The 23,252-nt window shown below is 65.0% G+C and carries 19 protein-coding genes and 1 pseudogene; 12 read left to right on the top strand and 8 right to left on the bottom strand.

What is annotated here, in order from left to right; translation table 11 throughout:
• Positions 1 to 21 precede the first annotated feature (21 nt).
• Entirely contained in the window at positions 22 to 372 is a 351-nt protein-coding gene (locus NLN62_RS26705) for a hypothetical protein (protein ID WP_254110840.1), read from the bottom strand.
• Between the two features lie 96 nt (positions 373 to 468).
• The gene (locus NLN62_RS26700) at positions 469 to 1,455 is read right to left on the bottom strand and encodes a tripartite tricarboxylate transporter substrate binding protein (protein WP_254110838.1); all 987 of its coding nucleotides are present in this window, start codon (positions 1,453 to 1,455) and stop codon (positions 469 to 471) included.
• A 191-nt stretch (positions 1,456 to 1,646) separates the two neighbouring features.
• On the opposite strand from NLN62_RS26700, the gene NLN62_RS26695 reads away from it, so the two are divergent.
• Entirely contained in the window at positions 1,647 to 1,904 is a 258-nt protein-coding gene (locus NLN62_RS26695) for a hypothetical protein (RefSeq protein ID WP_254113714.1), read from the top strand.
• A 130-nt stretch (positions 1,905 to 2,034) separates the two neighbouring features.
• On the opposite strand, the gene NLN62_RS26690 is transcribed toward NLN62_RS26695, so the two are convergent.
• Positions 2,035 to 2,970 (bottom strand): LysR family transcriptional regulator, encoded by a 936-nt coding sequence (locus NLN62_RS26690; RefSeq protein WP_027525002.1) that lies wholly within the window; start codon positions 2,968 to 2,970, stop codon positions 2,035 to 2,037.
• A gap of 119 nt (positions 2,971 to 3,089) precedes the next feature.
• Here NLN62_RS26690 and NLN62_RS26685 point away from each other — a divergent pair.
• The 4 genes and pseudogenes from NLN62_RS26685 to NLN62_RS53015 all read left to right on the top strand — a co-directional run bounded on the left by NLN62_RS26685 (position 3,090) and on the right by NLN62_RS53015 (position 5,578).
• Positions 3,090 to 3,841 (top strand): annotated as a pseudogene (locus NLN62_RS26685) (SDR family NAD(P)-dependent oxidoreductase).
• A gap of 37 nt (positions 3,842 to 3,878) precedes the next feature.
• Positions 3,879 to 4,577, top strand: a complete 699-nt coding sequence (locus NLN62_RS26680; RefSeq protein WP_254110836.1) for a pirin family protein — start codon at positions 3,879 to 3,881, stop codon at positions 4,575 to 4,577.
• Positions 4,578 to 4,781: 204 nt separating this feature from the next.
• Positions 4,782 to 5,381, top strand: coding sequence for an NAD(P)H:quinone oxidoreductase (gene wrbA, locus NLN62_RS26675; protein ID WP_254110834.1), 600 nt, complete (start codon positions 4,782 to 4,784; stop codon positions 5,379 to 5,381).
• 62 nt (positions 5,382 to 5,443) lie between these two features.
• Positions 5,444 to 5,578 carry a hypothetical protein gene (locus tag NLN62_RS53015; RefSeq protein ID WP_256575965.1) on the top strand — a complete coding sequence of 45 codons (135 nt, stop codon included), beginning with the start codon at positions 5,444 to 5,446 and terminating at the stop codon, positions 5,576 to 5,578.
• Between the two features lie 11 nt (positions 5,579 to 5,589).
• Here the strand turns inward: NLN62_RS53015 and NLN62_RS26670 are convergent, their stop codons facing one another.
• Both NLN62_RS26670 and NLN62_RS26665 read right to left on the bottom strand, forming a co-directional pair.
• Positions 5,590 to 6,735, bottom strand: a complete 1,146-nt coding sequence (locus NLN62_RS26670; protein WP_254110832.1) for a GNAT family N-acetyltransferase — start codon at positions 6,733 to 6,735, stop codon at positions 5,590 to 5,592.
• A 175-nt stretch (positions 6,736 to 6,910) separates the two neighbouring features.
• Positions 6,911 to 8,257 (bottom strand): O-antigen ligase, encoded by a 1,347-nt coding sequence (locus NLN62_RS26665; protein ID WP_027524997.1) that lies wholly within the window; start codon positions 8,255 to 8,257, stop codon positions 6,911 to 6,913.
• Between the two features lie 244 nt (positions 8,258 to 8,501).
• Between NLN62_RS26665 and NLN62_RS26660 the strand changes: the two genes are divergently transcribed.
• Complete coding sequence (locus tag NLN62_RS26660) at positions 8,502 to 9,491, top strand: glycosyltransferase (protein WP_371933026.1); 990 nt, start codon at positions 8,502 to 8,504, stop codon at positions 9,489 to 9,491.
• A gap of 3 nt (positions 9,492 to 9,494) precedes the next feature.
• Here NLN62_RS26660 and NLN62_RS26655 read toward each other — a convergent pair whose 3' ends face one another.
• Entirely contained in the window at positions 9,495 to 10,523 is a 1,029-nt protein-coding gene (locus tag NLN62_RS26655) for a glycosyltransferase family 2 protein (protein WP_254110831.1), read from the bottom strand.
• 423 nt (positions 10,524 to 10,946) lie between these two features.
• On the opposite strand from NLN62_RS26655, the gene NLN62_RS26650 reads away from it, so the two are divergent.
• The 4 genes from NLN62_RS26650 to NLN62_RS26635 all read left to right on the top strand — a co-directional run bounded on the left by NLN62_RS26650 (position 10,947) and on the right by NLN62_RS26635 (position 15,774).
• Positions 10,947 to 11,753 carry a bifunctional 2-polyprenyl-6-hydroxyphenol methylase/3-demethylubiquinol 3-O-methyltransferase UbiG gene (locus tag NLN62_RS26650; RefSeq protein WP_254110829.1) on the top strand — a complete coding sequence of 269 codons (807 nt, stop codon included), beginning with the start codon at positions 10,947 to 10,949 and terminating at the stop codon, positions 11,751 to 11,753.
• 321 nt (positions 11,754 to 12,074) lie between these two features.
• Positions 12,075 to 14,360, top strand: coding sequence for an exopolysaccharide transport family protein (locus NLN62_RS26645; protein WP_254110828.1), 2,286 nt, complete (start codon positions 12,075 to 12,077; stop codon positions 14,358 to 14,360).
• Positions 14,353 to 15,159, top strand: coding sequence for a WecB/TagA/CpsF family glycosyltransferase (locus NLN62_RS26640; RefSeq protein WP_027524992.1), 807 nt, complete (start codon positions 14,353 to 14,355; stop codon positions 15,157 to 15,159). The genes NLN62_RS26645 and NLN62_RS26640 overlap by 8 nt, the downstream gene beginning before the upstream one ends.
• Positions 15,160 to 15,432: 273 nt before the next feature.
• Positions 15,433 to 15,774 carry a hypothetical protein gene (locus NLN62_RS26635; protein ID WP_027524991.1) on the top strand — a complete coding sequence of 114 codons (342 nt, stop codon included), beginning with the start codon at positions 15,433 to 15,435 and terminating at the stop codon, positions 15,772 to 15,774.
• Here the strand turns inward: NLN62_RS26635 and NLN62_RS26630 are convergent.
• Positions 15,748 to 19,851: a GAF domain-containing protein gene (locus NLN62_RS26630; protein ID WP_254110827.1), complete on the bottom strand. Its 4,104-nt coding sequence runs from the start codon at positions 19,849 to 19,851 to the stop codon at positions 15,748 to 15,750. The two genes, NLN62_RS26635 and NLN62_RS26630, sit on opposite strands and share 27 nt — an antisense overlap.
• 305 nt (positions 19,852 to 20,156) lie before the next feature.
• Here NLN62_RS26630 and NLN62_RS26625 point away from each other — a divergent pair, with 305 nt between their 5' ends.
• A complete protein-coding gene (locus tag NLN62_RS26625; RefSeq protein ID WP_254110825.1) occupies positions 20,157 to 21,203 on the top strand; it encodes an Ldh family oxidoreductase in 1,047 nt (348 codons plus the stop codon).
• Positions 21,204 to 21,224: 21 nt separating this feature from the next.
• Positions 21,225 to 22,592: an LLM class flavin-dependent oxidoreductase gene (locus NLN62_RS26620; RefSeq protein ID WP_254110823.1), complete on the top strand. Its 1,368-nt coding sequence runs from the start codon at positions 21,225 to 21,227 to the stop codon at positions 22,590 to 22,592.
• 103 nt (positions 22,593 to 22,695) lie between these two features.
• On the opposite strand, the gene NLN62_RS26615 is transcribed toward NLN62_RS26620, so the two are convergent.
• Positions 22,696 to 23,151 carry an Lrp/AsnC family transcriptional regulator gene (locus tag NLN62_RS26615; protein WP_027524987.1) on the bottom strand — a complete coding sequence of 152 codons (456 nt, stop codon included), beginning with the start codon at positions 23,149 to 23,151 and terminating at the stop codon, positions 22,696 to 22,698.
• Positions 23,152 to 23,252: the final 101 nt, after the last annotated feature.

Raw genomic sequence — 23,252 nt, 5'->3', positions numbered from 1 at the left:
CCGCGCTATTCGTCAGACGCGCTAGTAGTCGTCATCGTAATAAGGCCGCGGCAGGGGCGCCGCAGGAGCCGGCGGCACGTTGTTGTAGCGCGGCGGCGCGGTCCTGCCACGCGGCACTTGCGGCGGCGGCGCCTGGTTGTTGGCTTCGAACACTGCGCGGCATCCGCTCGAAAGCTGCGGCGTGTTCTGCCGCAGGCAGGCGACGATGCGGTTCACGTCGGGGATCTGGTCGCTGCACAGGCGCCAGACATCCGGCGTGCAGGCCATCTGTTGTTCCATGGTGCCGCGATATTCCTCGGCAGAGACGGCGCTCGCGGCGACCGTACCGCCGATCGCAAGCGCCACACCGAGCGCAATCGGCCCTGTTCGCATGTCCCGATCCTTCTCATTTTCTCTCAAACGCTCCTCAATCAATGAGGCGCGCGAAGGTTCTGGACCAACAACAAAATGTGAAAGCAGCAACGGAACCTATTCCACCCTGCCGATCTTCCTGACCGCCGCGATCAGCCGCGCGCTGTCGGTCGCGACGAACTGCGAAAACTCCGGCGCGTCCTGATAGGCGACGAGACTGCCCGCGGCTTCGAATGTCTTGAGGACATCCGGGCTCTTCATCACCTGCCCCATCGCCTCGCGCAAACGGCCGACGATCGGTGCCGGAAGCGCGCTCTGCCCGAACAGGCCTGCCCAGATATACATCTCGACGTCCTTGTAGCCGAGCTCCTGGAAAGTCGGCACGTCGGGGAAGCTTGCGATGCGTTGCGCGCCGCAATTGCCGAGAACGCGCAGCTTGCCGTCGTCGACCTGCGGCTTCAGCGTGCCGGGCGCCGCCGCGATCGCCTGCACGGTACCACTGAGGATCGCGGTCAGTGCGGGACCTGCGCCGCGGAATGGCACATGCAGCAGCTTGATGTCGGCGCTGACGGCAAACATCTCCATCGCAACGTGCAGCGTGCCGTAAGGCCCCGACGAGCCGTAGGTGATCTGCCCGGGATGCTTCTTCGCGTCGTCGACGAATTCCTGCACGGTCTTCCACGGCGCCGACGCCGGCACTGCGAGCAGCGTCGGATCGGCAAGCACGCGCGCGATCGGCGTGAACTGCGAGACCTCATAGGCGGCCGGCCGGTTGAACAGCCGGTCCGCTTCCGGCAGCACCGCGAGCGAGGACAATGTCATCAGAAGCGTGTAACCATCCGGCTCGGCGCGCGCGGCAGCTGCATTGCCGATCGATCCGCCGGCGCCACCGGCACGATTGTCGACGATGACCGACTTGCCGAGGATGCGCTCCAGCGCCATCGCGACGGGACGCGCCGCAAGATCGGCCTGGCCGCCGGCCGGAAACGGCACGATCATGGTGATGTTGCGCGAGGGATAGCTTTGCGCGAAGGCGGCGCGCGTCAGCGCTGTTTGTGCAAGCGGCGCAAGCGCCGCGGCACGCAAGAGATCGCGTCGGTTCATAATCAGCCCCTCCCCCGTCTTTGTTGTTTCCAGCAGAGTAGCGCGACGACGCGCACGAACGAAGGTACCACCGTGCCGCATCTGTGCATTTGGTGCCAAGCGATGGCAACATTTGCGAACTGTTATCCCTGCATCTCAAAGCGCAGGAACGGATCCCGCCGCGCGTGATTGAATTCGCGGGAGACCACGGGATGAACGAGATTGGCACGATCGATGGCGCACTGGACGAGATGCTGGTGAATCTCGCCGACATTGTGCTGCGGCTTGCAAAGCCGGATCTGACGCGAACGCCGGAGGCACGGCGCGCGCTGGTGCTATCAGTCAATCAATATTCAGCCTGCACCGCGCGCTCGAGCGATCCGCGAGTGCATGAGCTGAAGGCGCAGCTGGAAGAAACGCTGAAACCGAATCTGCGCGTGGTTGTCAGGGATGGGATGAAGTTGTCCTAGCTCCACCTACTTCCACAACGTCATTGCGAGCGCAGCGAAGCAATCCAGAACCCCACCGCGGAAAGACACTGGATTGCTTCGCTGCGCTCGCAATGACGAGGTTATGGGAGCAGCGTACTCTCTCTACCAGCTAGCCCACCTTCGCGCGCTTCTTCGTCTGCCGCCTGCATGTGCCCGGCAATTTTGCCGCGAGAAACTCGGCAAGCACCTCGACGCGCGCGGGGCGCGGGCCGCCGGGTGGGGTGACGAGATGCACGGCGCCTTCGGCCTGCTTCCAGTCCTTCAGGATCACCTCTACCTCGCCGGATGCGATGGCCTCACCGACGATGAACTCGGGAAGATCGGCAATGCCGAGCCCGGCGAGCAGCGCCGGCATTACCGCCTCGCCATTGTTGACGCGCAACTGCCCTGCGGGACGAACGCTCGCCTGCTCGCCCGCACTGTTGGTGTAGTGCCAGATGTTGGGCGTGGAGAGATAGGCGTAGCTGAAGCATTTGTGCTCGGCGAGATGCATCGGATGCGTCGGCCGGCCGTGGCGCTTGAGATACGACGGCGCGGCGACCGTGTAGCGCGGCATGGTGAAGAGCCGCCGCGCGATCAGCGAGGAATCCGGCAGCCGCGCGATGCGCAGCGCGGCATCAAAGCCCTCACCGATCAGATCGATGGTGGCATCGCTCAGGTGCAGATCGACCGAGACCTCCGGATAGGTCTGGAAGAACTCCGGCAGCAAGGGCGCGACCGCCTTCACGCCGAAGGTCATGGGCACGGCGAGCCGCACCAGCCCACGCGGCGCGACGGACTGGGCCAGCGCCTCGTTCTCCGCCGCCTCGCCATCGGCCAGCAAACGCGTCGCCCGTTCGGCGAGCTTGTGGCCGGCGTCTGTCAGCGCGAGCCGGCGCGAGGTGCGATTGAACAGCCGCGCACCAAGCCGCTCCTCGAGCCGCGTCACCGCCTTGGAGACGGTCGCCTTCGACATCGCAAGCTCGCCGGCCGCGGCTGCAAATGACCGTAATTCCACGACTTTTGCGAAGATCGCGAGCGCCTCGAAATCCGGAAGTTTTGCCATGGGTGCCAGCCCGTCAGTGACGTTTATGGAAACAATTCGTTTCGACAGTTTCTATTTCTATACCACAGGTGACAGCATATCCAAGGGGTCATCAGACATTCAGGGAATGGAGAAATCCAATGATCAAGAAGCTCTCAGGAAAGGTTGCTCTCGTCACCGGCGGCTCGCGCGGCATCGGCGCGGCCTCCGCCCGCGCTCTCGCCATGAAGGTGCCGACGTCGCCATCAGCTACGTCGCTTCGCCCGACAAGGCCGAAGCCGTGGTCGCCGAACTGAAGACCAAGGGCGTGAAGGCGCGTGCCTTCAAGGCCGACCAGGCCTCGGTCGGCGACGTCGAAAAGCTTGTCAACGACGTCGCCAGGGAATTCGGCCGTCTCGACATCCTCGTCAATAATGCCGGCGTCGCCGCCGGCGGCGCCATCGACGATCCCAAGGCCGACACCGCGGCACTGGCGCGCCTAGATGCCGTCAACGTGCACGGCGTGATCGCGGCGATCCGCACCGCTTCGCAATTGATGGGTGAAGGCGGCCGCATCGTCACCGTCGGCTCGATGCTCGCCGACCGCGCCTCGTTCCCCGGTCTTGCCGACTACGTCGCCACCAAGGCCGCAGTGGTCGGCTACACCAAGGGCGCGGCCCGCGATCTCGGTCCGCGGGGCATCACCGTCAACGTGGTGCAGCCCGGCTCGATCGACACCGACATGAATCCGAAGGACGGCGGCGAGTTCGCCGAGACCCAGCGCAAGCAGCACGCGCTGCAGCGCTTCGGCCAGCCCGAGGAAGTCGCAGCCGGCGTCGTCTTCCTGGCGAGCCCGGAAGCTTCCTTCGTTACCGGCACCGTGCTCAACGTCGATGGCGGCTTCGGCGCGTGATCCGGACCTAGACAAATTCAAGCAAGGAATCACGAACATGATCGAACTCAGACCTTTCGCAAAGCTCGGCGGCGCCGATCACGGCTGGCTCAAGGCGAAGCATCATTTCTCCTTCGCTGGCCATTACGATCCCGAAAACATGGGCCACGGCGCACTGCGCGTCTGGAACGATGACGAGATCGCGCCGAACACCGGCTTTCCCGCTCATCCCCACGCCAACATGGAAATCATCACCTATGTGCGCGAAGGCGCGATCACCCATCAGGACAGCCTTGGCAACAAGGGCCGCACTGAAGCCGGCGACGTGCAGGTGATGAGCGCGGGAAGCGGCATCCGCCACTCCGAGTACAATCTCGAGCCGACGAAGACCAAGATCTTCCAGATCTGGATCGAGCCGGTCGGGCGCGGCGGCCAGCCGACCTGGGGCTCAAAGCCGTTTCCGAAGGCAAACCGCAACGGCAAGCTCGTTACCATCGCCAGCGGCTTTCAGGCTGACAAGGAGGCGCTGCCGATCCGCGCCAATGCGCGGGTGCTCGCGACTACGCTGAAGGCAGGCGAGAGCGCGGAGTACGAGCCGCAAGGCTCGCGTCACCTCTATCTCGTGCCGGCCGCCGGCGCAGTCGAGATCAACGGCCTACGCATCAATGCCCGCGATGGCGCCGCCATTCGCGACGAGGAGAGCCTGAAGATCACGGCGCTCGAAGACTCCGAGCTGGTGCTGGTCGACGCGGCGTAACAACGCTCTCCGTCATGGCCGGGCATAGCCGTCCGTAGGACGGTGTCGCTTCCGCTCGCCTATGTCCCGGCCATCCACGCCTCTCTGCACGGAAAACAAGTACGTCGATGCCCGGGACTTCTGGCGCGAAGACGCGCTTCGCGCTTTTGCCCGGGCATGACGGCCCAGCATTTCTTTCAACATCGATCACAACGGAGACCACCCATGGCTAAAGTTCTCGTCCTCTATTATTCGGCCTACGGCCACATCGAAGCGATGGCCAACGCAGTTGCCGTAGGCGCGCGCGAGGCAGGCGCCACCGTCGATATCAAGCGCGTGCCCGAGCTCGTGCCGGCCGAGGTCGCCAAGGCCTCCTATTACAAGCTCGACCAGGCTGCTCCGGTCGCCAAGGTCGAGGACCTCGCGAATTACGACGCGATCATCGTCGGCACCGGCACCCGCTTCGGTCGGATGTCCTCGCAGATGGCGAACTTTCTGGACCAGGCCGGCGGGCTCTGGGCCAAGGGCGCGCTGCATGGCAAGGTCGGCGGCGCCTTCTCCTCGACCGCGACCCAGCATGGCGGCCAGGAGACCACGTTGTTCTCGATCATCACCAACCTCCTGCATTTCGGCATGGTCGTGGTCGGCCTGAATTACGGTTTTGCCGGTCAGATGAAGCTGGACGAAGTGACGGGAGGCGCGCCCTACGGCGCCACCACGATCACCGGCGGCGACGGCAGCCGCCAACCCAGCGCCAACGAGCTCGCCGGCGCGCGCTATCAAGGACGTGTGATCGCGGAGACCGCGAACAAGCTGCATGGCTGATGCGTTCGGGGCGGCGTTCTCTTTTGCGGATGCCGCCCCATCTCAGCGTGCAGGAGCAACGCATGGCCTTCGAAATTCTTCTGATGGCGCAGATTATCCGCAAGCCCGTCCAGGCACTCGCCCGGCGCTGGTATTGCCGCGGCCTTTTCCGAGCCGCGCGCGGCCGGCTTCATTGCGCCGAATGCACGGGACAGTGAAGCGCGCCCGGCTAGCGCGCAGCGTTGCCCATCGCGCGGTTCGCAAGAGCGGCTAGCCGCGGATGGCGGCGCAGGCCCTGGGCTGCATGATCGCGCAGCGCATAGGGCACGCCGCGCCAGGACAACGCGACGCTGACGTCTGTCAGCGGGAGCGGCACGGCGCAGAAGCGACGCTTGTAGTCGTGATTGCCGATGCTGAGATCGAAACGGCGTACGCCCTGCTGGTGCAAGGCCGCCATCGTCCGCTCGGTCACGAGCAGACCCGGCGAGCAGGCCGACCACGGCCTACCGGCATTGCTGATGCGCAGCAGATAGTAGGTCGCGCCGTATCTCAACCCCAGCGAGGTCGCGATGATGCCCTCGTCGCACACCAGCGCAGAGACGATCGCATAGCCTTCGGCAACGCCCTGCCGGACCACGTCGCGATAGAATTTCGCGTGAGTCTCGTCGCTGAGAACAAATTTTCGCCCGAGCTGCTTCATGCGCCGCTGCTGCTGGACGTCCATCGCATCGAGTAACATCAGCGCATGATCGACATCGGTCGCGATCTCGAAACGCGCGCCGGCGTGACGGCTGAAGACGCGCCAGCAGCGAGGCAGTTGCATGCGCTTGATCGAGGTGCGGTAGTCCGAATAATCGTCGCCCGTCAGCACCAGATTGCCGTTGAGCGAGCAGGATCCGACGCGACCGAGCGACACGAGCGGGTTCGGCTTGCCGCCCACATAGGCCGGCATCTTCTGCAACCGCAACAGATCGAAGCGATCCGGCAACGCGCGCAAGCCAGTGACCAGCGCATCGCCGATGGCGCGCGCGCCGGCCGCATCGCATGCGGCGCCTGGCGCCAGAATCGGCGCGTTGTTGTCGGACGCGCCGAGATCGGCGAACTCGACGATGCGTACGCCGCCCTTGCTGCGGCTGATCATCGGCACCAGCGCGATGGCGCCGCCGTTCGCGTCATCCGAGATCACGGCGATCAGCGGAGAGACGTTACGGAACGCGTCGTACCAGGCGGCGAGCCAGTCACCATGCTGGAATGCCGTGCGATGGCCCGCACCCAGGCGCGACGCGGCCTGCTTCCAGTCGCGCACGAAATCGATCGCGATTCCGGACGCGCTGGTCACCCGACCGTCTAATTGCTCGACGCTGAGAAACGCCATCCGCCCTGGGCACACAGTTGCTGAACGTTTCCAGATGAATAGCGTTTTGTCGCCAACCACAAGTTACGTCGCTGCTTATCGTTAAGCTGATACCGTCGCGCTCCCACGCAGAACGGCTCGTGTCCCGATCTGAGACGTACGGAGCCTCGTCGCCCTGCGACAAGCCGTCGGCGGCTCAGGACTCCGCCTTGTCCACGCATTGGAACCTGGCAAGAAAGTGCAGGCCGGCGGCCGCGAGCACGAACATGAACCAGGTTGGATTCTGCCGGTCGAGCAGGAACGTCTCGGTCGTCCCGTAATACAGGCCGAACAGCCAGATCGTCAGGAAGAGCTTTGCCAGCGCGCCGCTGCGACTGCCGCGCTGCGCCGCCTGGAAATTGTTGAGCGGGGTGAAGACGAAAATCAGGATCACGAGCAAAAGGCCGGGCAGGCCGATGGTGACGGCGAGATCGAGATAGCTGTTGTGGCTATGCGCCGCAGACACCGCCCATTCGGCGCCTTTTGCGGTCTGCCGCTCGGTGACGTCGTCCCAGAACGCCGCGTAGCCATGGCCGAGGATCGGCTTCTCGGCCACCGCGGTGAGCGCAAACTCCCAGATGTCGCTGCGGCCGGTGAAGGTGGGATCGACCGGGAGGGCCCGGGTGATCGACGCCAGTGTAGGGCTTGCGACGCTGCCGACGGTGAGCAGGTTCATCACGATCAGCGGCGCGAGGCAGATCAGCCGCTTCAGCCAGAGGCTGCGGGTAAGGTAAACGACCGAGGCCAGCACGTAGATCACGAGACACAGCACCGACGAGGTCTTACCGCCGGTGAAGATCAGGAAGATGCCGGCAAGCGCTGCGATGACGGGTCCCATCACCAAGGAGCCGACGGCGGTGAGATAGATGCCGAGATAGACGAGGCAGCTCATCACCGGCGAGGCGACGTTCTTGTGGCCGAAAGTGCCGCGCCAGTCGCCGGCAAGCTGCGGCTCGGTGATATCGGCCGCGGTGTGGATCGAGAGCTGCGGCGCCAGCATGACGCCGAGATAGCACAAAGCGAGCAGCACGAGGGCGGCGAGCCCGAGGCACCGGTTGAAGCTCTTCTGCGTCGGCGGCAGCAGCGGCAGCAGGATGGCGAGCGCGGACACGCTCGCCGTCAGCACGAAACGCTGCGCGGACACGCCGCGGTTCTCCGAGAAGACGATATTGATCAGCATCCAGCCGACGAAACAGAGATGCAGCGGCGTCACGAGGGTCTTAAGCGACGGCGCGTCTTGCGCGAACGTCAAGAGCACGGCAGCGGCGGCGAGCCCCGCAAAGGCGATATAGGACAGCGCCATCCGGCCCGAGGCGGCGGTGGCGAGGTCGGCATTGCGCAAATCCGGGAACGGTTCCAGCGTCACCAGCACCAGCAGCAGCGCCGCAACGGCAAGGACGCAGCGCGCGGCCTCGAGGACGTTGAGCCCGGCGACGAATGCGCGCAGGCCCTGACCGAGCGGCCGGGCCCCAACGCCAGTCATGTCAGCCGCACTGCGATCCATCGGTCACCCTTAACTGACCCGTGCTAACCTTTCGTCAACCAGCCGGCTTGCCGGACACGCCTCGGGTCGGGGGTTTAACGCTAATATGCAAAAGCCGGCTTTGAGCGCCCTTTGCTGCAAAGCTTTGACCCTTATCTGGCTATCATCAGTGGCGACCCAAGCCGCCATCGTGCGGCGCCGGGGCCCATATGCGGCCTGGTTAACGAACCATTAAAAACGCAGCTCCAGACGACGAGGCGTCAAATTGACCACCACCGGCGCCATCCTTGACCCTCCGCTGGGCGAGCCGTCGCCCGCCGAGGAGCGCGCCAATCGCACTGCACGTTCGGCCAGCTTCGTCTCCATCGTCATTCCCGCCAAGAACGCCGCCGCCTATATCCGCGAGACGATCGACAGCGCGCTCGCGCAAAGCGCGGATGTCGGCGAAGTCATTGTCATCGACGACGGCTCGAGCGACGACACCGTAGCGATCGTCAGATCCATCCGCGACAGCCGGCTGCACCTGGTCGCGAACGAGCTCACGGGCGTCTCGGCGGCGCGAAATCTCGGCGCACGCACCGCACACGGAGATTGGCTGCTGTTCCTCGACGCCGACGATCGTCTACGCTCCGGCGCAGTAGCCACGCTGGTCGCGGCCGCGAAGGCCGCGCCCGCCGCCGTCCTCGTCTATGGCGACTACGATCTGATCGACAGTGATGGACGGCCGATCGGCCGGCGCGACCTCCTGCAAGGACGCAAGAAGCCGTCAGGCGATGTGCTCGCGCGGCTCGCGCGCGGCAACTTCATCGTCAATGGCGGCATCATGCTGGTGCGCGCTGACGCGTTCCGGACGTCGGGCGGGTTCGACGAGCGGCTCAAGTTTTGCGAGGACTGGCATTGCTGGTGCCGTCTGGCCGCGATCGGCGACTTCCAGTTCGTGCCTGCGCTGCTGCTCGACTATCGCCTCCACACTGCCAACACCATGAACGCTGCCGCGCGCTCGCCGCGCGACTTCTTTCCGGCAGTAGAGCGCATCTTTGCCGACGAGTTGATCCTCGGCAAGCTCGCGCCGGAGAGCCGGCCGGGCCTGCGGCAGGCGGCCGAGATCCATCTTATCACCTATGCGGCGACCCAGGCCGTCCGCTTCGGACGCTATGGCGATGCCCTGAGCTATATGCGCATGGTCGGGCAGCGGTCGCTCACCGCGCTGCCGCGATCGCTCGCGAAGCTCGTTCTCGCCCGCTTCGGTATCTAGGCTTCAGGAGACGATCTTCGAGGCCTCATACGGCCGCTGTTCGATGCCGAAGGCTGCGAGCGCGCTGCCGAACGCGACCATCACGGGATGCATCGCGACGACGGCTTTGGTCGTGAACGACAAGCGCGCCGCGCGGACCAGCGACAGCGGCAGTCTTCCCAGCATCGCCGTAAAGACACGCGTTCGCGCCGCCGCAGTCTTTGCCGCCTTGAACTGCACCCGATAGTTGATCGCGCCGATGCGCAGGCCACGCTTTGCGATCCAGACGAGGCTGGTCCGGCCATGCGGCACGGTCTCGGTGATTACGGCTTCCGCGGTCCAGTGGAATGTCATGCCGGCGTTCCGGCACCGCACGAAGAAATCGCAGTCGCCGCCGCCGAGGAAATTGAATCGGAGGTCGAAGGCCGGAGTGCCGAGCCGGTCGAACACCGAACGCGTGATCAGGCAATTGCCGCAGCCATAGATCAGCGGCACCGCGCCGCTGTAATCATAGGCCGGACAGAAAGCGGGATGGCGCGCGAGCCACGGCTTGCTGTCGTCGTCGAAGAGCGGCAGCACCGGACCGCCGACCACGTCCGCGCCGGTCGCTTCCGCAGTACGAACCATCAGCTCGAGCCAGTCGGGCGAGGCGATCTCGTCGTCGTCGATCATCAGGAAGCGGGTGGCTAGCGGAAACAACACCTGCGCGGTCTCGAAGGCTGCGTTGATTGCCTGACAATTGCCCTGCCGCTTCTCGACCAGGCAGATGCCCTGGAGTTTCCCGGCATCCAGGTACTCGGCGGCGACCGGCGCACTCTCGCGCCGCGTGGCGTCGTTCTCCACCATGACCACGGCGAAGGAGCGCGGCGTGCGCTGGCCCGCCAGCGATTCCAGCGTCAGCCGCAAATGCTGCGGCCGGCGAAAGCAGGGAATGCAGACGACGGTGCCGACCGACAGGTCGAGAACGCGCGAACTCGCGGCAATCTCCCGGTTGGGGTCGCGCACGGCGTCGGTGATGCGGCTCGTGGACAGCTCGGTCGGGATCAGGGTCATGATATCGTTGAATGGCCGAGATGTGTTGAAAAACCCCTGCTCCAGGACGGCACAGCAAGCTTGCTGCGAAACACAGATGTCCCAATATGGCGCTGTCCCGCGGAACGTTGCCTCATGCCGAATGACGCCGTTGCGCGCGGTGCAAGTGCGTAAACCGAGGGATCCAGCCTCGCCTGCAAGCTCATCGTCATCCACATCGCCGCTTTCACGGTTTTTCCTTGCGAATTTGCATCGAGGTGCTTCTGCAATTTTCGAACCAGCGCGCAGCCGCGGTACGATGCGGACGATGCCGTAGTTAACGGACCCTCGCATTAACTCAACCGTAAGCACCGCAACCAATCGCGCTCCGGCGGCATCGAATTTGCTCTTCGAGCGTGCGAGAGATTCCCTGTAATTTGAAACGAACCCGCGCGATTGAAGAACATGAATAAACAAGCCACGATCGATTTCGCGACTACGACCCGCATTGATGCGAGCGCCAGAACTCCGCCGGCACACACAAAGGCACTGCTCGACCTCGTCTCGGGCGAGGCGCGCGACAGCCTGCTCGCCGTTCACGACGTCCTGCGCCGCGAGCTGCCGCCACGTCAGCTCGCGATCTACGAGGCCGGCGGCGGCTCCAGCAGCTTCCTGCCGCTGGAGATCCTCAACCGCGGCCACGTCACCGTCGTCGATATCGACGAGGACCAGATCCGCAACAACGACTATGCCCAGGAAGCGATCCTCGGCGACGTCCAGACCTACCGCTTCAAGCCGGAGAGTGTCGATCTCGTCATCTGCTACAACGTGATCGAGCATCTGCCCGACGTCGAGGCCGCGCTGAAGAATTTCTGCGAGGCGTTGAGGCGCGGCGGGATGATCCTGATCGGCGCGCCCAATCCGCGCTCGCTGTCCGGCGTCGTCACCAAATATTCGCCGCACTGGTTCCACGTCTGGTTCTACCGCCATGTCCGCGGCATCAAGAATGCAGGCGAGCCGGGCGAAGCGCCGTTCCCGACCTTCTTCCACCCGCTGGTGACGCTTCCCAATCTCGAAGCATTTGCGGATGCGCACGGGCTCGAGACGATCTACCGCCGCGAGGTCGAAAGCCCGCGCTATCCCGAGATGCGCAAGCGCAAGCCGCTGTTCGCCGCTCTCGTCGATGCCGGCGTAGCGGCGCTGAATTTCATGCTGCCGCGCGGCACCGACGTGCGACGCGGCGACTATCACGTCATCCTGCGAAAACGCTGACGACCATGACGACGGCGCGCTACGATATCCGACACGCGGGCCCTGCCCGCGACGCCGCGCCGTCGGACACGTGCACGCTCCACCGCGTGCGCGGTAACGAACCGTTAATCTCCGGGGGACTGCGGCGGTTGAAGCGTCACAACGACGCGCCGCGCGCTGACATGCGCTTAAACGCTTTGTTTGCCATTTCGGTGAATAGTCCCTCAATGAGTATGGTTAATTTTCCCTGCTGCGTTTGTTCAGCGCCTATATCCGGGGCGCAGCGCGTAACCCGAAGAGTAGCCCCTCAGCCTGCGGCAGTTGGAGTGAAAGCTGGGGATCATGCTTGACTATGACCAGCCGATAGAGCGATCGAAGCGAGCGGTCGGGCAACCCGCGCCATCGGCCGGCTTCAACGTGCTCGAGCTCGTCCATCTGCTCTGGCGGCGCAAGGCTGCAATCGCAGCCGCCGGTCTGATCGGCGCGAGCCTCGCGGTCGCCGTCGGCAAGAGCCTGACGCCGCGCTACACCGCAACCGCCCAGCTCTATGTCGATCCGCGCGAGCTGCAACTCGTCGACCGCGAGCTGACGCCGCGCGCGCAGGACGTTTCCGGCATGTCCATGGTGGTGGAGAGCCAGGCGCGCCTGATCACCTCCAACAGCGTCCTCCTCCAGGTCATCCAGCAGGCCAATCTCGAGAAGGACCCCGAGTTCGGTGGCGGCGACGGCGGGAGCCTGATGTCGTCGCTGCTTGGCCTGATCGGTCTCCAGGGCCGCGCTCCCTCCGCGGACGACAAGAAGGAAGTTCAGCTTGGCGCCCTGGAGGCGCTGAATCGGCGCATCACGATCCGCAAGACCGAGAAGAGCTTCATCGTCGACGTCGAGGTCTGGTCGACCGATCCGGCGAAGGCGGCGATGCTCGCCAACACGCTGACCAACGTCTATCTCGCGGAGTCGCGCAACTCGCAGGCTTTGGCGGCGCGGCGCGCCACCAACGACCTGTCCGGCCGGCTGAAGGAGCTGCGCGAGCGGCTGCGTACGGCCGAGACGGCGCTGGCGACCTACAAGGCGCAGAACAATTTCGTCGGCACCCAGGACACGCTCATCAGCGACCAGCAGCTTTCCGCCAGCAACCAGCGGCTTGCCGCGGCGCGCGCGGCGACACTGGACGCGCAGGCGCGCTACGACCAGATCGAGGCGAGCCGGCGCACCGCGACCGATGCCGGTGCCATTCCGGAAGCCCTGCAATCGCCGACCATCGCGAATTTGCGCGCTCAATATGCCGATGCGCGCAAGAAATACGCGGAGCAGGCCGCCGAGCTCGGGCCGCGGCATCCGGCGCTGCGCCAGACCGAGAAGCAGGTCGAGGATCTCAAGCGCACCATCAACGAGGAGATCGACCGCTTCGCGCAGGCTGCCAAGAACGACCTGACGCGCGCACGCGACTACGAGGCGTCGCTGAACCGGGCGCTGGAGACGCAGAAACGGCAGAGCGTGCAGCTCAGCCAGGCCGCGGTGCGTCTGCGCGAGCTCGAGCGCGAGGCGGAAGCCAGCCGCGATGTCTATCAATCATTCCTGAAGCGCTCGCGCGAGACGGAGGAGCAGGAAAGCCTGAACACATCGGCGGCCCGCGTGATCGGCGAGGCCACTGTGCCGCAGCGGCGCTCGTTCCCGCCGGCGATGAGCCTGTTCGCCATGATCGGCTTCCTGTTCGGCTCGCTCGCCGCCGCCGGCTGGTTCGTCGCCGTCAGGCAACTATCCGCCGGCGCAATGGAGCCGGAGCCGACCCGCCGCGAGCGCACGGTAGTCCCGGAGGCTCCCAAGGCACCGGTCGACGACGCCTCCGCGCCACAGGCGCCGCCGCTGACGCTGGTCGAAAAGCCGCTGATCGCACGCCTCCAGGAAGCCGACGTCATGCGCACGCTCGGCGCCATCCTCGCCGTCGGCAATACGGTCGATCTCACCCGGCTGGGCTGGCCGACCCTCCGTCCTGGATTTCCGCTGACGACGCTCATCAACGCGATGCGCGATATGCGCGCCACGGCGACGCGGCATGCGGCAGGCAAGACCATGCCGGTGATTGCGATCGTCGGCGCCGGGGCGACGGCCGACCGCAGCGTCGCCGCGCTGAACTTCGTGCTCGCTGCCGCTCGCGACGGCACGCGCGTGCTGATGATCGACACCGATCACCAGGCCCACCAGCTCTCCAGCAAGATTAGCCGCCCCGGCAAGAGCGAGCCGGGCCGCTTCGGCTGGCTCTCGATCGGCAACAAGGCCTCGCGCGAGATCAAGACCGCGAACGGCATTTCTGTGCTGCCCGTCGCCGACGGCGATGCCGGCAAGGCCGCCGAGGCCATCCGCAAGGCTGTGGTGCAGGCACGTTCCGCAGGCGGCACCGATCTCGTGATTCTCGATGGGCCGGCGATGCCGCTCAACGCCGCCGACCGCAAGCTGCTCGATGCAGCCGACGCGCTGGTGGCCGTGCTGCCCACTCACCTCGACATCAACGAAGCCATGGAAGACATCCTCACCGCGCTTGGCGCTGCCGAGCGCAAGCTCGTCGGTGTCATCCTCAACGAGCTCAATCCCGCGACCCAATCGCGCCAGCGAGACAAACAATATGCTTGAGCGCCGCGTCAATCAGGTCGGACGCACCGCAACGGCCGAGGTCCCACGGATCACCGTCGGTGGTCTTCGCATGGCCGCACTCGACCTGGAAGCGACCGCCGATTTCATGATCGAGGCGACCGACCCGCGTCATCGCGTCGGCCGCCCGCTCTATCTGACCTCCGCCAACGGTGAAGTGCTGGCGCGCTGCTCGACCGAGCCGCAAACCGAGCGCCTGTTCCGCTCCGCCGACCTGATCAATGCCGACGGCCAGCCGCTGGTCGCGGCTTCCAAGCTGCAATCCTGGTTCCCGCTGCCCGAGCGCGTCGCGACCACCGATCTCTTCCATGTCGTCGCCCGCAAGGCCGAGGCCGCCGGCCGGACGTTCTACATGCTGGGCGCCAGCGAGGCCGAAAACGCTGCTGCGGTCGCCAAGGTTCAGAAGATGTATCCGAACCTCAAGATCGTCGGACACAGTCACGGTTATCTCCGTGGCGATGCGCTGCGAGCCAAGGTCGACGAGATCAACATGCTCGCGCCGGATTATCTCTGGGTCGCACTCGGCGTTCCCTTCGAGCAGGCCTTCGTCGAGGAGTACACGCCACACCTCACCAATGTCGGGATCATCAAGACCGCGGGCGGCCTGTTCAATTTCCTGTCCGGCAGCCGGAGCCGCGCGCCGAAATGGATGCGGACGATCGGGCTGGAATGGGCCTGGCGCACCCTGCTCGAGCCGCGGCGCCTGTTCTGGCGCTATCTGACCACCAATCCTCGCGCGCTCTATCTCTTGTTCAGCCGCAATCGGCCGTTCAACCGCTAGCGTAGCCGCACGACGAGGCTTCTGCTAAACTCGCGTTAGGCATCTGTAGACTCCGCGCCTTGCCAGGCGGCAGCCTTGGCGGCTAGAACACTCCAACGCGGTCGGCGCCGGCAAATGCCCAGTCGCCTGTTTTTTTCGCGTGGCCGACGATGAGGTCGGCCTGAATGGCTCGCCAGGATTTGCGCGAGCGGATTTTCTCACCGCGTCAAGGCCGTCACCAAGTTCTTAACTGATCGGCCTGTTTTCGGGCGCGGGACAGGGAGCACCGAAGCAATGCATCAGGCTCACCGCCTGGAGTTCGAGCGCGTGATGGACGAGTTCGCCCGCTGGCACGCCGTGCCCGAGGGCGAGCGCTCGCCGGCGCCGGCCTGGTGGTGGGGGCCCGCCATGGCGGTGGTCGACGACCATGAGCCGATGAGCGGCACATTGTGTTGCGAGCTTGGCTTGCACGAAAGCGCGAGCTTCGCCGACGGCGCGCGTGCGATCCTCGCGCTGTTCGTTGAGCAGACGTCGCTGACGGGGCCCCAGGATTTTCCAAGTAAGTCCGAGGGTGATGATCACGCCATTCGCGAGTTGCACCCGCTGCCGTCAGACGACAGCGCGTTTCAGCCGTGATGTGATCTCCGCCTCGTCACCTGCGCCCTGCTCGGGCTGGAGCGGCGGCGCCGTAGGTCGCAGCAGCTCGGCCATCTGCCGCGCCGGCAGCGGCTTTGCGATCAGGTAGCCCTGCATCTCGTCGCAGCCATGGGTCCGCAGAAACGCCTCCTGCTCGGCGTTCTCGACGCCCTCGGCGACCACCGTCATACCGAGCGCCTTGCCCATACTGATGATCGCCTGCGCGATCGCCTGGTCCTCACTGTCATGCGGCAGATCTCGCACGAAGGAGCGGTCGATCTTGATGGTGTCGATGGGGAAGTGCTTCATCAGCGACATCGATGAATAGCCGGTGCCGAAGTCGTCGATGGCAAGGCGAATGCCGCGGCTCTGGATCGCGTCGAGCACCTTCAACGCGCGCCCGACGTTGCGCATCATCATGCTCTCGGTGACTTCGAGCTGGAGCAGCACGGGCGACATGCCGCTCGCCGCGAGCGCCTCGTCGACATCCTGCAACAGATGCTCGTCGGCGAACTGCCGCGGTGACAGGTTCACCGCCATCGACAGCGGCAGCAGCCCGCGGCGCTGCCAGGCCATGGCCTGCGCGCAGGCCTCCTTCAGCACCCAACGGCCGATCGGAACGATCAGGCCGGTCTCCTCGGCGAGCGGAATGAACTGTGCCGGCGATATGCTGCCGAGTTCGGGATGCGTCCAGCGGAGCAGCGCCTCGACGCCGGTGATCTGGCCGGTCTCGATGTCCACCTTGGGTTGGTAGTTCAGTGCGAACTGCTCGCGCTCCAGCGCCCGGCGCAGCGCGCTTTCCAGCGACAGCCGCTCGATCGACTGCGTCTTCACCTCCTTGGAGAAGAAGCGATAGCCGTTCTTGCCGTCTTCCTTGGCGAGGTACATCGCCATGTCGGCATTCTTGGTCAGCGTCTGCGCGTCGGCTCCGTTGGCCGGATACATCGCGATGCCGATCGAGGCCGTGGTGTGACACTCGTGCCCGGCAAGCTCCATCGGCTGCGCGAGGGCCGTCAGGAGCCCGGTTGCAATGCGCTGGACGTCGTCGATCTCGCCGCACTGGTCGAGAATGACCACGAACTCGTCACCGCCCAGCCGAGCTACCACGTCGCTCGCCCGCAGCGCGCTGCGCAGCCGATCGGCGACTTCGAGCAGGAGCAGGTCGCCCGCCTCATGGCCGAGCGAATCGTTGATGACCTTGAACCGGTCCAGGTCGATGAACAGCAGCGCAAACCGATGTTCGTGGCGCAGCGCCGTATCGATCGCCGCGCGCAAGAGCCCGTTGAACGTCTCGCGGTTCGGCAGGTTGGTCAGGCTGTCATGGGACGCGAGATATTCGATGCGCTCGTCGGCCTTGTTCTTCTCGTCGGCGCGATCGAAATTCTCCATCGCGAAGGAGACGTTGTCGGCGAGGCGCTGGAGCAGCTCGACGAACTCGCCGGTGAACGCCGCGTGCTCGGTCGACATGTAGATCATGACGCCGACGGCCTGATCGTGTGCGATCAGCGGGAATGCGGCACCCGACCGTGCCCGGTCGTTGCGAACGATGGCATGGAAAGCGGCGACCCGGTCGTCGTTCAGATAGTCGTTGCTGATGCAGGGCTGCCGGGTGCGGAACGCCGTTCCGCTCATGCCACGGCCTTCGGGGCGCGCGGCGTCGATGGACAGCCTGACGTTCCGCGTCGTCTCGGAGGATGGTCCGGCGGTCGCCACAATCTCGAGCTGGTCGCTGTCGGCACTGGCGAGCGCGATGGTGGTCGAGGTGAACTTGCCGCCGAGCACCGCCGCTTGGCAGACCAGCTCGTACAATTCGGCCCGGGACTTCGCCCGCATGATCGCTTCGTTGGTCGCGCTCAGCGCCGCGAACATGAGCGTCAGGCGCTCCTTCTGCTCCTCGGTACGAGCCTTCTCTTCGGCGCGGTCGAAATTGGCGAGCGCGAAGGAGACGTTTTCCGCGAGGCGCTCCAGCAGCTCGACGAGGTCGGGCGTGAAGGTATCTTCCTCGGGCGCGAGGAACAGCAGGATGCCGATTGGCTCGCGACCTGCGCGCAGCAGCGGGAAGCTCGCCGCCGCACGGGTACCGTCCTCGTTCGCCTGGGTGCGCCAATGCTCGGAGCGCGGATCGTTCAGATAGTCGTTCATCACGCAGGGCCGCCGGGTCCGCACCGACGTGCCGATCAGGCCGCTGCCTTCGGGATGATCGACGGAGATGACGCAGCTGCGACCGAGCATTCGCTCGTGCTTGCGTCCCTTCGCCGCGACGACGCGGACGGATTCGCACTTCGGATCCATGATCGCGATGGTGGTCGAGGCGAACATCCCGCCGAGGACGGCAGCCTGGCAGGCGACCTCGAACAGCTCCTCGCGCGTCTTGGCGCGCATGATGGCTTCGTTGGTCGCGCACAGCGCCTCGAACATGCCGCCCAGCCTGTGGCGCTGCCTGTCGGCCCGAGCTTTCTCCTCCGCGCGGTCGAAGTTCTCCAGCGCAAAGGCGACGTTCGCCTGCAACCGCTGGAGCAATTCGACGAACTCCGGAGTGAATGTATCGCGCTCCACGGCATTGAAGAGGAAGACACCTTCGACCCGTCTGCCGTTGAACAGCGGCAAGGCCGCTGAAGAATGTATGCCGGCGCGACGCGCGCTTTCGTGCCATGGCTTGATGCGCTGGTCGGCCAGCAGGTCGTTGCTAATATAGGTCTGGCGGGTCCGGAAGGCGGTTCCGGTCAGCCCTCGTCCCTCCGGCACTGCGTCGGTGAGGGCGAAAGTGTAGTTGCGCAAATCTTCCGCATGCGGCCCATAGCTCGACGCGACACGGAGCAGTTCGGCGTCAAGATCGGCCAGAAAGATCGTGGTCGAGGCGAATTTTGCACCTTGTACCGTGGCTTCGCAGACCAGATCGAACAGTTCGGCACGCGATCGCGCGCGCAAAATCGCCTCATTGGTGGCGCTGAGCGCGGCGTACATCCGTGCCAGCCGCTCCTCCTCCTGGGCGATCCGTGCCTTGTCCGCCTCACGACCGAAATTCTCGAGCGCGAAGGAAACGTTCTCCGCCATGCGCAGCAGCAGGCCGACGATCTCCTGGTCCTTCGCCCAGGACCGACTGATGAAGAACAGCAGCACCCCGACGCTGTCGCCGCGCTTGATCAGCGGCGCGGCCACGCAAGCCGCGACGCCAGTATTGATGTTGGCCTGCTCCCACGGCGTTCCCTTGGTGCGGCTGGCTAGGTCGTCCTCGACGACCGGCCTCTGTGTCCGGAACACTTCACCGGAAATGCCGCGGCCGAATGGATTGTCGGGATCGATCGAGTAGCTGGCCTGGGTGACCAGTTCGAGATTCTCGCCCGTTCCGGCCACCGGCTTCAACCAGTGCGAACCCTGCTCACGGAGCAGGACGATGGTCGCAATCGACTTGGCACTGTGCACGGAGGCGTCACAGACGAGCTGGTACAGCTCGAGCTCGGTCTTGGCGCGCAGGATGGCTTCGTTGGTCGCGCTGATGGCGCTGAACATGCGGTTCAGCCGACGCATCGCCTTTTCGCCGCTGACACGTGCCGTTTCGCGCTCGAGATTTTCGAGCGCATAGGAGATGTTGGACGACATGCGCGTGAACAGCGAGACCATCTGCTCGTCGAGCGATCCGGCCTCGCTGCGGGTGACGAACAGCACGCCGATGCTCTTCCCATTGCAGATCAGCGGCAGCGCCGCGGCCGCACCGACGCCCGCCTTCATGACGCCATCGCGCCAGGCCAGCGAACGCGGATCGTTCAGGAAATCATTGCTGATGCACAGCCGCTGCGTGCGGAACGCCTCGCCGCCGACGCCTGATCCTTCCGGCGTGCCTTCCTCGATGGTGATGTTGATGGACCGCAGCCGGGCAACGTCCTCGCCGCAGCCGGCCGCAAAGCGCAGCCGCCGGCCATCCGGCTCGACCAGGAACACCGAGACCGCCAAAAAGTCACCGCTCGAAAACCCGGCGTCGCAGACCTTCTGGTACAGCTCCTCGGGCGATTTCGCATACAGGATGGCTTCGTTGATGGCACTCAACGCAGCAAACGTGCGCGCGAGGGTCGTCTGCAAGGTCTCAACTCCCGGGCATTCCTGCCATTTTTCCCGGGACTTTATCGGCGCCGACCGCCTAAGTGGTCGTTATTGCCTCCCGCAAACCCGCAATCAAAGTGAACGAGCTGCGAACGAGTGGCGCAAAACCATTCGCAAAACTACGGTGGAGGCGGCCTTTCGCACCAGCAGCGGCATCCGCGCACGGCTCCTTTACGGATTTGCAGCCCTGATTTGGTTTACGGGAGATTGATATCGCGCCTGCGCTTTGAGACCATGGCCCTCAACAACCAACGCCCGCCAAGGGCGGGCATCGAGGGAACGCCATGCCGATCGTCAAGGCCGACCGCCTCACGCGCGTCAGCGCCGCGCTGCTTCGGGCAGCCGGAGCGTCCGACGAGGAAGCCGACGCGGTCGCGACCGGTTGCGTCAACGCGAACCTCGCCGGCCACGATTCCCACGGCGTGATCGCCATCCCGACCTATATCGACCGCATCAAGGCCGGCCACATCGTGCCCGGCGTCCAATGGACGATCGTGCAGGAGACGCCGACCACGACCGTCATCGACGGCCACTGGGGTTTCGGCTTCCACGTCAACGCCAAGGCGATGGCGCTCACGATCGAGAAGGCGAAAGCCGCCAACGTCGCCGCCTGCACCGTATTCCGGCAGAGCCATGTCGGCCGGCTCGCCGCCTATCCGCTGATGGCGATGCGCGAAGGCATGATCGGGATTGCGACGGCGGACTCCGGCCGCTCGCCAAAACATGTGGCGCCGTTCGGCGGCCGCGAGGCGCGGCTCGGCACCAACCCGATCGCAATCGCGGTGCCGTCCGATCTGGAGGCGCCGTTCTATCTGGACATGGCGACTTCGGCAGTCGCCGCCGGAAAGATCCAGCTCGCGGTCGCCCGCGGCGAAGCGATCCCCACGGGATGGATCATCGACGCCGAAGGGCGGCACACCACCGACCCTACGCAGTATCGCAAAGGCGGCGCGCTGCTGCCGCTCGGCGGCAGCGAGGGCTACAAGGGCAGTGGCCTCGCCGCCATGGTCGAGGTGCTCTGCGGCCTGCTCACCGGTCTCGGCTTCGGTGTCGAGCCGACCGGCCGGCACAATGACGGATGCTTCATGGCGGTGTTCAACGTCGTCGCGTTTCGCCCCCTGAAGGATTTCAAGCGCGAGGTCGCCGAGTTCGCGCGTTACCTGAAGTCGACTCCGCCGTCGGAAGGAAGCCGCGGGGTATTCTATCCTGGCGAGGTCGAGCATCTGCGCGAAATCGAACGACTACGCGACGGCATCGCGGTCGAGGACGCGACCTGGGAGACGCTGTGCGCGCTGGCGCGCGACTACAAGCTCGAGCTCGACCTCGCCTGACGGAAAACGGAGAGAAGCAGCATGACGCGGCAGATGGTACTGGTCGGCTTCCTCCAGGCGCAGAACTGCACCAATCTGCCGAGTTCGTGGCGGCATCCGGACTCGCGCGACGATTCGATGTCGGCCGATTATTACCAGGAAATCGCGAAGATCCTGGAGGCCGGCAAATTCCATATGGCGTTCTTCGACGACCGCCTGGCGATGCCGGACCGCTACGGCAACGATCACGCGCACACCGTCGAATATGGCATTCGCTGCGTGAAGATGGATCCGCTGATCGTGCTGACCACCATGGGCATGGTCACCGACAGGCTCGGATTGGGCGCGACCTGCTCGACCACCTACTACGAGCCGTTCGACGTCGCGCGGCGCTTTGCGACGCTCGACCTGATGTCGGGCGGGCGCGCGGGCTGGAACGTCGTCACCTCGCTCAATGACGGCGAGGCGCTCAACATGGGCAGGGACTCCCATCCCGAGCACGACGCTCGCTACGACCGCGCCGACGAGTTCATGGAGGTCGTGCTCGGCCATTGGGACACTTGGGAAGACGGCGCGCTGATCATGGACAAGGCGAGCGGCCGCTTTGCCGATCCCGCGAGGGTGAAGCGGCTCGATCACAAGGGGCCGTTCTTCAAGTCGCGCGGGCCGTTCACCGTGCCGCGCTCGGACCAGGGCCATCCCGTGATCATCCAGGCCGGCGCCTCCGGCCGCGGGCAGCGCTTTGCCGGGCGCTGGGGCGAGGTGATCTTTACCGCTGCGCGCAATCTCGCAAGCGCCAAGGAAGGCTGCGCCGCCGTGCGGAATGAAGCCGCCCAAGCCGGACGCGATCCTGACGCGATGTTCCTTTGCAACCTGACCACGCCGGTCTGCGGCGCGACCAGGGCAGAAGCCGAAGACAAGATGGCGCTGATCAACGAGCTGCCGCTCCAGATCGACGCGCTGTCGCTGCTCGCGGAAGCCCTCAACTATGATTTCGCCTCCAAGGGTCTCGACGAGCCGCTCACGACCGACGAGCTGAAGAGCATGCAGGGCATCCTCGGCATTCGCGACGGCGTGCTGAAACTGTCCGGCAAGAGCAATCCGACCGCGCGCGACTTCGTCACCTTCTCCGGCCGCGGCGGGGTGCAGGATGCAATGGTCGGCGGACCGAAGGAGATCGCCGACAGGTTCGAGGAGATGTTCGTCGAGCGCGGCTGCGACGGCTTTGTCATCGCCGCGACTTGCGTCCCGGGCTCCTATGCGGACTTCGTCCGCCACGTCGTGCCGGAGTTGCAGCGGCGCGGGCTGTTCCAGAAGGATTATCGCGGCAAGACGCTGCGGGACAATCTCGGGCTGAAGCGGCCGGCCGCCGGCGCGTGGAAGACTCAGCCGCGCGTGGCCGCGGAATAGATTTCGTAGGCTGGGCAAAGCGAAGCGTGCCCACCACTGTTCATAATCGGAGAGATGGTGGGCACGGCGCGAGAGCGCCTTTGCCCACCCTACGGCAGCGCACTCAAAACGGCAGCGCGACTCCGGTCTTGATCTCCTTCAGGATCACGTTGCTGCGGACGTAGCGGATGCCGGGAATCCGGAACATGAACTCGTCGAGGAATTTGTTGTAGGCCGCCATGTCCTGCACCACGACGCGCAGGTGATAGTCGGCATCGCCCGTGGTCGCAAAGCACTCCAGCACCTCGCGACGCTTCGTCACCCGCGACACGAACTCATCGACGAATTTGGCATCGTGCCGCTCCAGTGAGACATGCAGGACCGCCGACATTGTAAACCCCGCCCGCTCGCGCGCGACCAGCGCCGCATAGCCCTGGATGATTCCGGACTCCTCCAGCGCGCGCACCCGGCGCCAGCACGCCGAGGTCGACATGCCGACTTGATCGGCCAGCTGCTGGTTGGTGGCGCGGCCATCCTTCTGGAGATGGGCGAGAATCTGCGAGTCCTGCTCTTCGATCATGGAGGCACCTCAATCCGGATAATTCTACCAGACTTGGGCCAAGATCGCAAAAATATACCAATTAGCGCTCCCATTCAGGATGAATAGGTAAGACCTACCAG

Origin of the sequence: Bradyrhizobium sp. CCGUVB23 (assembly GCF_024199885.1) — a bacterium.
Lineage (GTDB): Bacteria > Pseudomonadota > Alphaproteobacteria > Rhizobiales > Xanthobacteraceae > Bradyrhizobium.
Note: the sequence above shows the minus strand (reverse complement) of the source record. Positions and strands in the feature narration are given on the sequence as shown.